Annotated in this window: 11 protein-coding genes; 8 read left to right on the top strand and 3 right to left on the bottom strand. The window is 47.8% G+C overall.

The genetic code is table 11. The annotated features are described in order from the left end of the window. Positions 1–34 precede the first annotated feature (34 nt). Entirely contained in the window at positions 35–3481 is a 3447-nt protein-coding gene (gene ileS / locus CLV98_RS05430; RefSeq protein ID WP_109673294.1) for an isoleucine--tRNA ligase, read from the bottom strand. Between the two features lie 280 nt (positions 3482–3761). On the opposite strand from ileS, the gene CLV98_RS05425 reads away from it, so the two are divergent. The 4 genes from CLV98_RS05425 to CLV98_RS05410 all read left to right on the top strand — a co-directional run bounded on the left by CLV98_RS05425 (position 3762) and on the right by CLV98_RS05410 (position 8200). Beyond that, positions 3762–4778, top strand: coding sequence for a bile acid:sodium symporter family protein (locus CLV98_RS05425; protein ID WP_229203229.1), 1017 nt, complete (start codon positions 3762–3764; stop codon positions 4776–4778). Positions 4779–4795: 17 nt separating this feature from the next. After that, positions 4796–5419: a DUF4230 domain-containing protein gene (locus CLV98_RS05420; protein WP_109673293.1), complete on the top strand. Its 624-nt coding sequence runs from the start codon at positions 4796–4798 to the stop codon at positions 5417–5419. Positions 5420–5438: 19 nt separating this feature from the next. Next, complete coding sequence (locus tag CLV98_RS05415; protein ID WP_109673292.1) at positions 5439–6800, top strand: glutamine synthetase family protein; 1362 nt, start codon at positions 5439–5441, stop codon at positions 6798–6800. A gap of 200 nt (positions 6801–7000) precedes the next feature. Then, positions 7001–8200, top strand: a complete 1200-nt coding sequence (locus tag CLV98_RS05410) for a PQQ-dependent sugar dehydrogenase (RefSeq protein WP_109673291.1) — start codon at positions 7001–7003, stop codon at positions 8198–8200. 30 nt (positions 8201–8230) lie between these two features. Here the strand turns inward: CLV98_RS05410 and CLV98_RS05405 are convergent, their stop codons facing one another. Continuing rightward, complete coding sequence (locus CLV98_RS05405) at positions 8231–9169, bottom strand: hypothetical protein (RefSeq protein ID WP_229203228.1); 939 nt, start codon at positions 9167–9169, stop codon at positions 8231–8233. Between the two features lie 533 nt (positions 9170–9702). Between CLV98_RS05405 and CLV98_RS05400 the strand changes: the two genes are divergently transcribed. From CLV98_RS05400 to CLV98_RS05385, 4 genes are all read left to right on the top strand, one after another. Next, complete coding sequence (locus CLV98_RS05400) at positions 9703–10476, top strand: glucose 1-dehydrogenase (RefSeq protein ID WP_109673290.1); 774 nt, start codon at positions 9703–9705, stop codon at positions 10474–10476. 111 nt (positions 10477–10587) lie between these two features. Beyond that, positions 10588–11982: an aldehyde dehydrogenase family protein gene (locus tag CLV98_RS05395; protein ID WP_109673289.1), complete on the top strand. Its 1395-nt coding sequence runs from the start codon at positions 10588–10590 to the stop codon at positions 11980–11982. Between the two features lie 2 nt (positions 11983–11984). Next, positions 11985–12692 (top strand): glutamine amidotransferase-related protein, encoded by a 708-nt coding sequence (locus CLV98_RS05390; protein ID WP_109673288.1) that lies wholly within the window; start codon positions 11985–11987, stop codon positions 12690–12692. A gap of 133 nt (positions 12693–12825) precedes the next feature. Next, on the top strand, positions 12826–13347 hold the full coding sequence (locus tag CLV98_RS05385) for a phosphoribosyltransferase family protein (protein WP_109673287.1): 522 nt from the start codon (positions 12826–12828) through the stop codon (positions 13345–13347). A gap of 89 nt (positions 13348–13436) precedes the next feature. Here the strand turns inward: CLV98_RS05385 and CLV98_RS05380 are convergent, their stop codons facing one another. Next, complete coding sequence (locus CLV98_RS05380; protein WP_109673557.1) at positions 13437–13997, bottom strand: DJ-1/PfpI family protein; 561 nt, start codon at positions 13995–13997, stop codon at positions 13437–13439. Positions 13998–14008 lie beyond the last annotated feature (11 nt).

Genomic DNA, 14008 nt, shown 5'->3' with positions numbered 1-14008 from the left:
ATCAGCACGTTTAAATAGGTAAAATAAGGTTTTTCTATCGAATCACTTCCAGCTTTAGGAGTAGAACGAACTCGTCCATCTCAATAGAAGTAGCCTCCCCGTTAAGGTCGGTCACGATATGTAGCTCCTGGGCCTGTACCTCCTGTTGGATGTAGCTGGCATGGGTCGACACGGCTTCCGAAAGTAGGCTGTCCGAATCCTGGAGATAGATCTTGATCTTGTCTACGACATCGAAGCCCGAATCCTTACGTAAGTTCTGTACCCGGTTTACAAAGTCCCTGGCGATACCCTCCTTGCGAAGGTCGTCGGAGACGCTGATGTCCAAAGCTACGGTAAGGCCGTCTTCGCTGGCTACCAACCATCCTGGTACATCCTCGGCAACGATCTCCACATCGGCAATGCTCACCTCTATGGGGCCCGAAGGACAGCTTAGCGCAATAAGACCTTGGGTTTCTATGGTCTTGATGTCTGCTTCGCCCATACCGTTAATGGCGGCCGCTACTTCTTTCATCTTAGGGCCAAACTTAGGGCCTAAGGTCTTGAAGTTTGGTTTGATTTTCTTTTTGATCACCCCGCTGTCATCCTGTACGAATTCGATGTTTTTGACATTTACTTCATTCAGAATGATGGATTTTACCTGTTCGATTTGCCTTTCGATTTCAGGGTTCAATACCGGGATCAATATTTTTGAAAGGGGCTGGCGTACCTTCAGTTTGTTCCCTTTACGGATGGAGTGCACCAAGGAGCTGATAGACTGTGCCAGCTGCATGGAGGTTTCCAAATCCTGATCGATTTCATCCCTTTTTATTTCGCTGAACAAGGTGAGGTGCACCGAGTCGAAACGGAAAGGACTTTTCGCCGTCTTGGCCGATTCTCTCAATCCATCGGTCAGGTTTTTATAGAGCCAATCACCGAAGAAAGGAGCGATGGGCGACATCAGCTGCGCCACCGTCACCAAGCAATGTTGCAGGGTTTCGTAAGCCGCTACTTTGTCGTCGGTCAGCTGGGTGCCCTGCTGTTGCGAAGGGTTCCAGAACCGACGCCGGTTGAGCCGGATATACCAGTTAGACAATTGGTCGGTGACGAAGTCCTGGATGAGTCGACCCGCTTTGGTGGGGTTATAATCTTCATATTGGGTCGTTACCTGGTCGATCAGCGTGTTCAGCTTGGATAGGATCCAGCGATCAAGCTCGGTACGTTTTTCTATGGAGATAGACTTGCTTTCATCGAATACGTAACCGTCCAGGTTGGCGTATAAGGCGAAGAAGTTATAGGTGTTGAAAAGGGTGCCGAAGAATTTTCGTTGTACCTCTCCAATACCATCTATGTTGAACTTAAGGTTGTCCCAAGGTTCGGCATTGGTGATCATATACCAACGGGTGGCATCGGGGCCATATTTGCCGATGGTTTCGAAAGGGTCGACGGCGTTGCCGAGGCGTTTGGACATCTTGTTGCCATTTTTGTCTAGCACCAATCCGGTAGAAACGACATTTTTGAAGGCTACCGAGTCGAAAAGCATACCGGCAATGGCATGGAGGGTAAAGAACCACCCACGGGTCTGATCCACCCCTTCCGAAATAAAGTCGGCGGGATAGCTTTCGTTGAATATCTCCTGGTTCTCGAATGGGTAGTGCCATTGGGCATAAGGCATGGCACCGGAGTCGAACCAAACGTCTATCAGGTCGGGCTCCCGGAAGAGCAAATGGCCCGATTTGGATACCAAGCAGATGGTGTCCACATAGGGGCGGTGAAGGTCGAAATCTCCACTCTGCAATTTCTGCAAATACTCCGAATTATGTAGGGCCTGCTCCCTGGTAAGGTGTTCGGAGGTTATGGATCGTTCGAGGAGTAGTTTTAGCTCGTCAATGGAGCCGACACAGATTTCCTCGCCACGGTCGTTGCGCCAAATGGGCAGGGGAGTACCCCAATACCGTGAACGAGACAAGTTCCAGTCCACCAGGTTTTCCAGCCAGTTGCCAAAACGACCCGTTCCGGTGCTTTCAGGCTTCCAGTTAATGGTTTTATTGAGCTCCACCAGCCGATCTTTCATGGCGGTAGTTTTGATGAACCAGCTGTCCAAAGGATAGTACAACACGGGCTTGTCGGTACGCCAACAGTGGGGGTACGGGTGCTCGTATTTTTCTACTTTAAAAGCCTTGCCTTCTTCTTTGAGCTGAATGGCGATAAGCACATCGGTGGGCTTAAAGTCCGGGTCTGCCTGAACCTCGGCCGAATAGTACTCCGGCTTTACGTATTTCCCCGCATATATGCCCATTTCCTTTACGAACTTACCCTGGCGGTCCACGATGGGTACCTCTTTTCCATTCTCGTCACGGACCATAATAGCCGGTATGCCATTGGCCTGTGCTACCCGGAAGTCATCGGCCCCGAAGGTAGGAGAGGTATGTACGACCCCGGTACCATCTTCGGTGGTGACGAAGTCGCCCAATATTACCTGGAAAGCCGACTTTCCGGTAGGTCCTTTCTCGGGTTTTACCAGCGGCATCAGCTGTTCATAAGTGATTCCTTCCAATTCTATACCTTTGAATTCGGTAAGGATGGTCCAGGGAAGGATTTTTTTGTTGCTATCGGCATAGGCCTCAAAGTCTCCATCCCGGCCTTTTTCCGAAAAATACTTTCCTACCAAATCCTTGGCCAATACTACGGCAACGGGTTCGAAAGTGTAGGGGTTGAAGGTCCGTACCAACACATAGCTGATCCCTGCACCTACGGTAAGGGCGGAGTTAGCGGGGAGCGTCCATGGGGTAGTCGTCCAAGCCAGGATACGGATGTCTTCCGAGGCAAAAGGAGCAAAAATAGCATGGCTGGCGCTGTCTTCTACCTTGAACATGGCCACGATGGTGGTGTCCTTCACGTCTTGATACGTACCGGGCATGTTTAGTTCGTGAGACGAAAGTCCGGTTCCAGCTGCAGGAGAATAGGGCTGTATGGTATAACCCTTATAGAGCAGTCCCTTGTCGTAAAGTCGCTTTAATAGGCTCCACAAGCTCTCGATATACTCGTTTTTGTAGGTGATATAGGGGTCATCCAAGTCTACCCAATAGCCCATTTTTTCGGTAAGGTCATTCCACTGGTCGGTGAACTTCATGACCGTCTGTCGGCAGCGATCGTTATATTCCGCAACGGAGATGGTCTTGCCTATATCTTCTTTGGTAATGCCCAGCTCTTTTTCAACTTGCAGCTCAACGGGTAAACCGTGGGTGTCCCAGCCTCCTTTACGTTTTACCTGAAAACCTTGAAGGGTCTTGTACCGGCAAAAAATATCTTTGATGGTGCGGGCCATAACATGGTGAATCCCTGGCGTGCCATTGGCAGACGGAGGGCCTTCGAAAAATGTAAATCCGGGGGCGCCTTCCCGTAGGTCTACCGATGCTTCGAATATGCGCTGATCTTTCCAAAACTTTAGCACCTCATCACCCACTTGTGAGTAACTCAGATTCTTATAGGCATTGTATTTCATAATCTATCGTTTGCTAGCAGCACTTGCTGACTGGCTTTAAACAAATTTGGTAGTTGGCTCGTTTCTATTTAAGTCCGCAAAATTACAGATTTTTTCGGTGAAAGCGTTCCTAGGAATTGGATTGACTTGGAAACGGGTTCAATTAATACGGCGACCACCCGAATATCTGGACCCGGATGGTCGCTCAAAATGGTCTTACGAAGCGTTAAACCATATGTGCCCCCCGAAGTTTTATGCCTTCGGGCATTCTATTTAGCCTATAAAACCTTACTTTGTGCGTATGTTACAACAGCGAAAAAATATCTCTACGATACTAGGTGCCATTCGCAATATGGGGTTGGATGGTTTTATGTTGGCCTTACTGTCGGCCATTGGCTTGGCCTACCTATGGCCCTATCCCGGTACGGCCCAAAGTCCGCTCCATTTATCGACTGTCTCCATGTATGGGGTCTCGGTGGTTTTCTTTTTTTACGGCCTCAAGCTGCATCCAGGGAAGCTGAGAACCGGCATTGGCAATTGGAAGTTACATATGATGGTCCATCTGTCCACTTTCGTGCTTTTTCCATTAATAGCCCTCGCCCTGCATCCGTTATTTCATAGGCTGGGGGAGGATACCATGTGGACGGGGGTGTTTTTCCTCGCCGTACTGCCTTCCACGGTGTCCTCTTCGGTGGTGATGGTGTCTATAGCCCAGGGGAACATTCCCGCGGCTATTTTCAATGCGAGCATATCCAGTTTGCTAGGGGTATTTCTGACTCCTATTTGGATGGGTCTGGTTCTGGGAAGCACCAACGCACATTTTGACTTATGGCCAGTAGTCGGAAAGTTAGCTTTCCAAGTACTCTTACCTGTGGCCTTGGGGGTGGTATTGAACCGCCGTTGGGGGCGATGGGCCGAAAAAAATAGAGACAGAATAAAATTGCTGGATCAGTCCTCCATATTACTCATTGTCTACACTTCCTTTTGTGCCTCCTTTGGGGAACGATTATTTAGTGGTCTAGGCTTAGCCGAATTGTTGCTGCTAGGCTTAGGAATGATGTCCTTATTTTGGTTCGTTTATTTGCTTTTATTGGGTCTTACGAATCTATTGGGCTTTAACAGGGAAGATAAAATTGCTACCTTGTTCTGTGGGTCGAAAAAATCGTTGGTTCAAGGGGCTGTGATGGCCAAGGTATTATTTGCTGGCCCGCAAGCTGGATTGATGTTGCTTCCCATTATGATTTATCATGCTTTGCAGCTAATTATGGCGAGTGCTTTGGCTCAACGAATGGCCCAAAAGCATAGACTTAATATTTAGTTAGACTAGTGGACCTTATGCGTATTATAAATTGGATCGTTAGATTGATCGTGTTTGCCTTCCTCATATTAGGGGTCAAGAGTGCCTATAACCTGGTGAGCCATGGGGGCGGAATACCAAGCTGGTGGGCTGGGGAGGACAAGGAGGAAACGGCTCATCATGTGCTGTTACAAGAGATTACGGCCATGGGAAAGCTGGAATTGGTCAAGTATAATTTTAAAGATGTGGTAGAACAGCAAATCGTAAAGACTTGGCTACCCAATGCCAAAGCCATCCTCATCGTTCAAGGGGAAGCCATAGGCTGTATTGACCTTACTCAGGTACAAATTGCCGATATCAGCTCCCAAGATGAGGTATTGGTGGTGAATATGCCCGATCCAGAATTATGTGTCTTTAAAATTGACCATAGCAAATCAAAAATATATAATTTGGAGTATGCCTTTATGGAGGAGTCCAAGCTGATCGATGGGGCCTACAGACAAGCCGAAAAGCAAATCCAAACCTCGGCCTTAGACATGGGGATTCTGGATCAGACCCGGGAAAACGCCCGTAAAATTTTGATCCCTATGTTGGAAAAGGCCTCGGGTCGAAAGGTAGTACTCAAGTTCCCCTTGCATGCTCAAGTAGATAAATTAAGATAATCCTAAAACCTTACTATTCATGATTACCCTTGAAAACCTCGCTGTATTAGTAAAAGAAGAACGTGTTGAAACCATTGTGGTGGCCTTTACCGATCATTATGGACGGTTACTGGGCAAACGTGTGGATGCCGATTATTTTATGGATAGCGTGGTGCATGACGGTACACATGGCTGTAACTATCTATTAACTTCCGATATGGAAATGAACCCGGTTCCTGGCTATACCTATGCGAATTGGGAGCTGGGCTACGGCGATTTTCATATGGTGCCCGATCTGAGCACGCTTCGGCTGGCCGACTGGCTCGACAAAACTGCCATGGTGCTCTGTGACCTAGTCGATGAGAAAAAACATACCCTCGATGCAGTGGCGCCGAGGTCTATCCTAAAGAAACAATTAGAAGTGCTAAAGCAGGACGATTTGTCCTGCTTTGCCGCATCGGAACTGGAATACTATCTGTTAGAAGATAATTACCGCCAAGCCTTCGAAAAAAACTATCAGGGGCTGAAACCCGCCGGATATTATCTGGAAGATTACCATATCATGCAGGGCACGCGCAACGAAGGTTATACGGCCAAGGTGCGGAGGCATCTAAAAAAATCGGGGGTGCCGGTAGAAACCTCCAAGGGCGAATGGGGCTTGGGCCAGCACGAGCTCAATGTGCGCTATGCCGAAGTGCTGCCTATGGCCGACAACCATATCGTATACAAGCAATGCCTAAAAGAAGTGGCCGACGCCATGGGGATTTCGGTAACCTTTATGGCCAAGTTTGCCACCGATCAGGCGGGGTCGAGCAGCCATATCCATATGAGCCTTTGGAAGGAAGGGAAAAATGCATTTATAGGCGATCAGGAGTTTGGCCCCGTGAAAGGATCCGATATTTTTCGGTGGTTTCTGGGCGGCTGGATCAAATATGTCCCCGATGTAATGCCGTTTTATGCCCCTACCATCAACTCCTATAAGCGCTTTGTAGATGGCTCCTGGGCGCCCACCAGGCTGGCCTGGAGCTATGACAACCGTACGGCAGGCTTTCGTGTAGTGGGCAATGGGCCTAGCCTACGCATCGAATGCCGAATTCCTGGCGCCGACTGTAACCCTTATCTGGCTTTTGCCGCATCCCTGGCCTCCGGACTAGCCGGTATTCGGGAGCAGGTAGAGCCGCCAGCAATCTTTGAAGGGGATATCTATGCGGCGGCGCATTTACCAAGAGTGCCGTATACGCTAGCGGAAGCCATTCCATTATTCGAAAACAGTCCCTTTGCTAAAGAGGCATTTGGCGAAGAGGTCGTTGAGCATTATGCCCATTTTTTCAAGAAGGAACAACAGGACTATAACCAATCGGTTACGGACTGGGAAACGAAAAGATATTTTGAGCGTATTTAATATCGATCCCTAAGGAATATCTTTCCTGGAAAATAGAAATAGGAGTGCTTCTTTATTGATAAGTACTCCTATTCATTTATTGGGTATCTTGCATTATAGATTTACGATGCCTTGGGTTGGAACGATCTTTTGGAATATTAGGACGGTGGATCGCTACGCTAAGGCGCCATGACTTGACAAACAACCAAAACAATAGCTTTATGATGACCAGAATAGGATCTTTTACCTTTATACTCCTGCTATTTCTTTGTGCTTCCTGCCATTCCGAAACGGAACGTAAGGAAGTGCCTCAAGGAGAAGTTGATATCAGGCTTATCTCCGATGCGCTTACTCTACCTACAGCCTTTGCCGTTACAGAGGGCGCTCCCGATTTGATGTTCGTTACCGAGCAAGAGGGGCGTGTTAGGGTGTTAAAGGATGGGCAGCTCCTGGAGGAGCCCTTTCTAGATATTACCGATGAGGTCCTCAAAAAGGAAGGGTATGATGAAAGAGGCCTTTTGGGATTGGCCTTTCACCCCGACTATGGGACCAACGGAAAATTTTACCTCTATTGCAGTGTGGCAGCGAATGACGGCGCCTCTGGAGTAAATAATCGAAGTGAAATCAGAGAGTATACCGTGCAACAAGGTAACCCTTTATTGGCCAATAAAGGACAGATGCGTAAGGTGTTGGTCTTCGACCAGCCCGAAGGAAACCATAATGGTGGGGACTTGAAGTTTGGTGCCGATGGTCTTCTTTATATTGCTGTGGGTGATGGTGGTGGTGCTGGCGACAAACATGGGGCGCATGGGAATGCCCAGAACCTGGAGAATTTGCTGGGGAAAATTTTGCGGATTGATGTGAATCAGCCACCTTATGGTATTCCTGCCGACAATCCATTTGTGAATCAGCCCAATGCCAGGCCCGAAATATATGCCTATGGCCTAAGGAATCCCTGGAGGATTAGCTTCGATAAGGAGACCCAAGTGCTTTTTGTGGCGGATGTAGGGCAAAATAAATACGAGGAGATCGATGTCGTGGAGAAAGGGGGTAATTATGGCTGGCGCGTTAGGGAAGGTTTTCATGCCTTTAATGAAAAGGATCCTAAGCCTCAAAACCCTATTGACCCCATATTCGAATATCCTCATTCCGATGGGATTAGTATAACCGGTGGATACGTGTATCGGGGGAAAGAAATACCTGAGCTTACCGGAAATTATATTTATGGCGATATGACGGGGCCTATCTGGAAACTGTCTCAAGGTGATGATGGAAAGTGGACCAACGAAAAAATGGCCATTTCGCAGGATGCCGGCTATTGGCATGTCTACAGCTTTGGCGAAGACCTTTCCGGCGAACTCTATGTGCTGGTACGCCTATTGGGCGAGGGTAAGGGGGCAATTTATAAACTAGTAAAATAAGCCGTTTTAGCACTCACTTTTAACGGAAACCTACTCAGTATCGGAGTGGGTTTCTTTTTTTGGGCCAAAGGGCGACTTGATGAAAAACTCTAAGGTCCCTACCAAACCTGAGGAACGAATGGGGATGATGTCCATTGGGACCTTGTTGCTAATATTTTTGCGATAGCCGGCCGACAGTTCCATGCCGATTAGCTTATTGAATTGTCGATTGTAGAGTACACTAAAGTCCACATCGATGCGGCGGAATATCCCTGCCTGTTTGTTATTGCCATAGGTATAGTAGGAACGGGTGACCGCCTCCGATTTTACATAGATGATATCCTTTGGTGAAAGGTTTTGCCTAAGGGCTATTTTTCGAGGAAGGGCAATCTCCAAACCGCTCACCGGACTGAAGTTATAGTTGAATATAAAGACTGGTAGAATATTCAGGTTGTTGCTCTTGCTAATCAATATACCTCCCCCGATCTCCTTGGTTTCAGATAGTTTTTTGAGAAATACTCCCGTAAAGGCGTAGTTGAAAGGGACACTGCTGGCTGGTAACTCACTTAGGTTTCCACTTTTGTTAATATTGCCCGCTGTAATTATCCAGCTGTCGTCACTCAGTCGGGCAATGGACTTCATGTCCAATCCCTTGGTGCGCAGCTTCCAATCCGAAAACTGTGCTACAGGATTCTCTCCCGTCGACTTAAGCTCGAGTTGTTCCGTTCGAAAGTGGGGGCCTAGTACTACCGAAAAATTGGGGCGATGCACGATGGGGATCCATGCTCGTATATACCATTCTTCTCGTGTAAAACTTTTGGCTGCAGTGCCTACTGTCCGGTATTGGGTACCAGTGGACATGGTGTGGCGGAAAGTGATCCATTTCGAAGGAGCCCTGCCGGTCAGTCCCGGTTCTAACTTTTGGCAGTAAGCATTATTTTTACAGACGCACCAAAACAGTAGGATAAAACAAGGCCATTTGATGTTCATAAGTTTGTTGTAAAATAGTGCTTCAATATGGACTAACGTTCCATTTAATACGGGAAAGGTATGTAATAATATACGACTAGATTGGTTATTATCTTATAAATATGGGCATAAAAAGTTTAGTATATATACATATACAACCTGTTAACGGTATAAAAAGCTAACAGCGTCGAGTCTTACATAAGTTCCGTAAGGGAGGCGGCCGACTCCCTTACGGCCTAATGATTAATTAAAAGATCTACGGTGTAAAAAGCCCTTTTTCGCCCTTTTTGCTGGTAAATTTTGGGGGCTCATAAAAGGCCAGTTCCTGGTTAGAATAGAAAAAAGGCTGCATTTTTTCTGAAAAATAGAGGTTTGATAAAATTTTTTCTTGCAAATTGGCGCTATGACCCTTAATATTAATGGTGATTCTGGATTTGTTCGAGGTATATGAGTTAATAAAATTGATTTGGGCAAATATCTTACTATCACAATAGCCCTTATTACATTTGTGATGGTATCCACAATAGAGATCTGAATGTTAACCCCATCTTAAAATGCGTTTAAAGAATAAAGTTGCCCTCATTACAGGAGGCTGTGGTGGCATAGGCCGGGAATCAGCCCTTTTATTTGCCCAAGAAGGAGCGAAGATCGTCGTTACAGATGTTAACGAGAAATTGGGTCAGGAGATAGTTGACCAGATTGTCGCCCAGGGAGGTGAATCTTTTTTCTTCAGAGCCGACGTCTCTAAGGCGGCAGATTGCGAAGCGATGATTCTCTTTGCCGAAGAGAAATTTGGCAAGCTGGATATCCTGTTCAATAATGCCGGAATTATGCACAGCGACGACGACAATGCGATGGCTACCGAAGAGTCGGTCTGGGATCTGACGATGAATATCAATGCCAAAGGGGTATTCTTAGGCTGTAAGTATGGGATACCCGCCTTGCAAAGAGCAGGAGGGGGATCTATTATTAACACGGCGTCTTTTGTGGCTATTATGGGAGCCGCAACGCCTCAGATCGCCTATACGGCTAGTAAAGGAGCTGTTTTAGCGCTCACTCGCGAACTCTCCGTAATCCATGCTCGCGAAAACATCCGGGTTAATGCCCTGTGTCCTGGCCCGCTCCGCACTGAGTTGCTAATGAAGTTTTTGGATACGGAGGAGAAAAAACAACGACGATTGGTACATGTACCAATGGGCCGATTTGGTGAGGCCAAAGAAATGGCTAAAGCTGCCTTATTCTTAGCTTCTGACGATGCCTCCTTCGTTACCGGAACCGATTTCTTGGTAGATGGGGGGCTTACTTCTGCCTATGTTACGCCCATATGAGAGGTAGCATTTGATAACGGCCCAACGAATGATTATCTTGTTGGGAAAGATACTAAAACTAAGGCCGGCACCCGCCGTTAAGGTGCGGCCACATGGATATAAAAGAGCAGGATGGCAATTCAAAAATCAATCAGCCCGATCGATGGGTCGGTATACGTAGAAAGAACATTGGCCGATTCGGAGGCCATTGCAGGTACTCTGGAAGAGGCCGTCAAGGCACAACAAGCCTGGAAAAATACCAGTATGGCCCATCGGGCGGAGATATGTAGGAAGGCCGTGAGCTATTTTATGGACCACGCTGAGGCTATAGGGGAGGAGTTGACCTGGCAAATGGGCAGACCTATCCGATATACCGCTAACGAAATCCTAAAAGGGTTTAAGGAAAGGGCAGAGTATATGATTGGTATTGCCGAAGAGTCTCTAGCCGATGTAGAAGTAGAAGAGGTCCCTGGCTTTCAATGTTACATCAAAAGAGTGCCTTTGGGGACTGTTTTTGTGGTAGCGCCTTGGAATTACCCCTATCTCACTTCTGTAAACACGGTGATTCCGGCTATCATGGCAGGGAATGCCGTAGTGCTAAAGCATGCACAACAGACCCCCTTATGTGCGGAACGCTATGCCGCCGCTTTCGAATATGCTGGTCTGCCGGCCGGCGTATTCCAATATCTACACCTAAGCCATGAGCAGGTGGCCTCGGTCATTCAAGATTCCCGAATCGACTATGTCGCCTTTACTGGCTCTGTTGCCGGGGGCAAAGCGGTGCAGAAGGCCATCGGCGAACGTTTTGTGGTAGCCGGTCTGGAGCTTGGAGGGAAAGACCCGGCTTATGTGAGGGCCGATGCCAACCTAGAAGACGCCATTGAGAACTTGGTGGATGGCTCCTTCTTTAATTCGGGTCAGTCCTGTTGTGGCGTGGAGCGTATCTATGTACATGAGTCGGTATATGAGCCCTTTGTTCGAGGATTCGCCGAACTGACCAGCACCTATCGCCTGGGCAATCCACTGGAGTCCACTACGACCTTAGGCCCCATGGTACGCACTTCGGCAGCCGACTTTGTGCGTCAGCAAATTGCCGATGCGCTAAGTAAAGGAGCTCAGGCCCTGTTCGATTCGGAAACCTTCCCTGCCGATCAGGAAGGAACTCCCTATATGGGCCCTCAAATTCTGGTAGATGTGGACCATTCCATGGCTATTATGAAAGAGGAAACTTTCGGCCCTGTTGTGGGGATTATGTCGGTGAAAGATGACGAACAAGCCATTGCCTTGATGAATGATAGTGAATATGGCTTGACGGCATCCATATGGACCTCCGACCTAGAGGCGGCCCTCACCATAGGAGCCAGGGTAGATACCGGTACATGGTTTATGAACCGCTGCGACTATCTGGACCCGGCATTGGCCTGGACGGGAGTGAAAAACTCGGGCCGTGGCTGCACGCTGTCGAGCTTAGGGTATGAGTCGCTCACCCGCCCGAAGTCGTATCATTTAAAGAAGAACGTGCAATAGCTATGAGAATTGGATTGTTGGAATGTGACCATGTACGAGAGGATTTTAGAGATATATCGGGAGACTACTCTACCATGTTTCCCGAATTGTTCTTGAAAGTCGCTCCAGATTGGGAGTTTGTATTTTACGATGTGGTCAACGACCAATTTCCACATCAACCCAACGAATGCGATGCATATATATGCACGGGGTCTAGCTACTCAGTGTATGAGGAGCAGGGGTGGATCTATAGGCTCAAGATCTTCGCCCTAGCCGTGATGGCCCAAGGGCGGAAGTTTGTGGGGGTCTGTTTCGGTCACCAGCTCTTAGGAGAGGTCCTGGGTGGGGTGGTGGAGAAGTCGGAAGTGGGTTGGTGTGTAGGAGTGCATGCCTTTGACCTACTGGCCCCTCAACCATGGATGGAACAGGCTACCAAACAGTTTAACTTGCTGATGATGTGCCAGGACCAGATATTGCAGCTGCCACCAGGTGCTCATTTGCTGGCAGCGTCGGAACAATGTCCGCATGCGATGTTCCAATACAAGGATCATGGATTAGGGATTCAAGGGCACCCCGAATTTACTAAACCCTATACCCAAGCGTTACTAGCCGATCGGGTAGCGCGAATAGGGGCACAACGGGTGGAAGATGGCCAGAAAAGTTTGGAGCTGAATACCGACGAACTCCTTTTTGCCCTCTGGGTCAAAAACTTTATGGAAGCAAAGCGTTAGTCTTTTTAGGGGATACTCCAGGGCCCTCATTAGGCGTGGTGAACCCTTGTTTGAAGAGCTAGTTGATATTTCACTTCCAGAAATGGTAGGTATTCCTTAAATTTCGGTTTCTGATCAATAGACAAAATAGATTATGACCGCGATAGAAGGTGTGGGGCACCGACAAATATTGACTGCTCTGGAGACGAGCCAAAAGATAAGACGAATAGCTTTTGAGATATACGAGCAAAATTTTCAGGAACAAGAGGTGGTATTGGCTGGTATTGCTGGCGAAGGCTATGAATTTGCCAAACTGCTCCAAAAAGAGCTTCAGGATATATCGCCCCTTCAAGTGAAGTTGGTCCAACTCCTATTCGACAAAAGGGTCCATGAGCAAAGTCCTATCTTATTCGACGAAGAGGATTTCGTCGTCAAGGATAAGGTGGCCGTGTTGGTGGACGACGTTCTTAACACAGGACGCACCCTCGCCTTTGCATTGGAGCCTTTCTTAAGGGTAAGAATGAAAAAGGTGCAGGTGGCTGTGATTGTAGATCGGAGCCATCACCTATTTCCGGTGCATGCCGACTACGTAGGCTACTCCCTGAGCACTACCATTAGTGAGCATGTTAAAGTAGTACTTAGCAACCCTGAAAATGCCGGAGTATATTTGAAATAGTTTTTTGGATGTTTTATATTGAAGTTGGGGGGCTATGCCCCCTTTTGATTAACAACTAAAGGCTAAGGGACTATCATTCAGACCTCATATTAGTTCACTTCAACGGGTACTGCTAAATTGAATTCCAGAATCATCTTTTTAATGAATCCGGAAAGGTGGTCGGTCGTTCCGCAGGAGACAAGGCCCTTATCGGTAACTATGGATTGGTCGATCCACTGTGCACCCGCATTTTCTAAGTCTACCCTTACTTCCTTACAGGAGGTAAGTCTTCGGCCTGGGGTTACTCCGGCGTTGATCAGCAGCTGTGCTCCACAGCCTATGACCCCCACGGGTTTGCCAGCAGTTAAGAAATGTCGGACAAAATCGATGGCCGTGGCATTGGTCCTTAGACTAGCAATGCTCATCATCCCCCCAGGGACCAGCAAGGCTTGGTAAAATTCGGGACGTGCCATGGGTAAAGGGACATCCACGGCCTGGTCCTTACCCCAGTCGACCTGGTGCCAGCTTCTTACCCAGTCTTTATTAGGTGATATTACTTTTACCTGAGCGCCCGCTTTAGTCAGGCTATCCAGAGGACAGCTAAGCTCTAGCTGCTCAAAGCCATCGGCCACTAAAATGGCTACATGAAATAAATTTGTTGTGTTTTCCATAGGTACGTTGA

Origin of the sequence: Dyadobacter jejuensis (assembly GCF_003149085.1) — a bacterium.
Classification (GTDB): domain Bacteria; phylum Bacteroidota; class Bacteroidia; order Cytophagales; family Spirosomataceae; genus Dyadobacter; species Dyadobacter jejuensis.
This window is presented reverse-complemented; position numbering and strand designations above follow the sequence as displayed.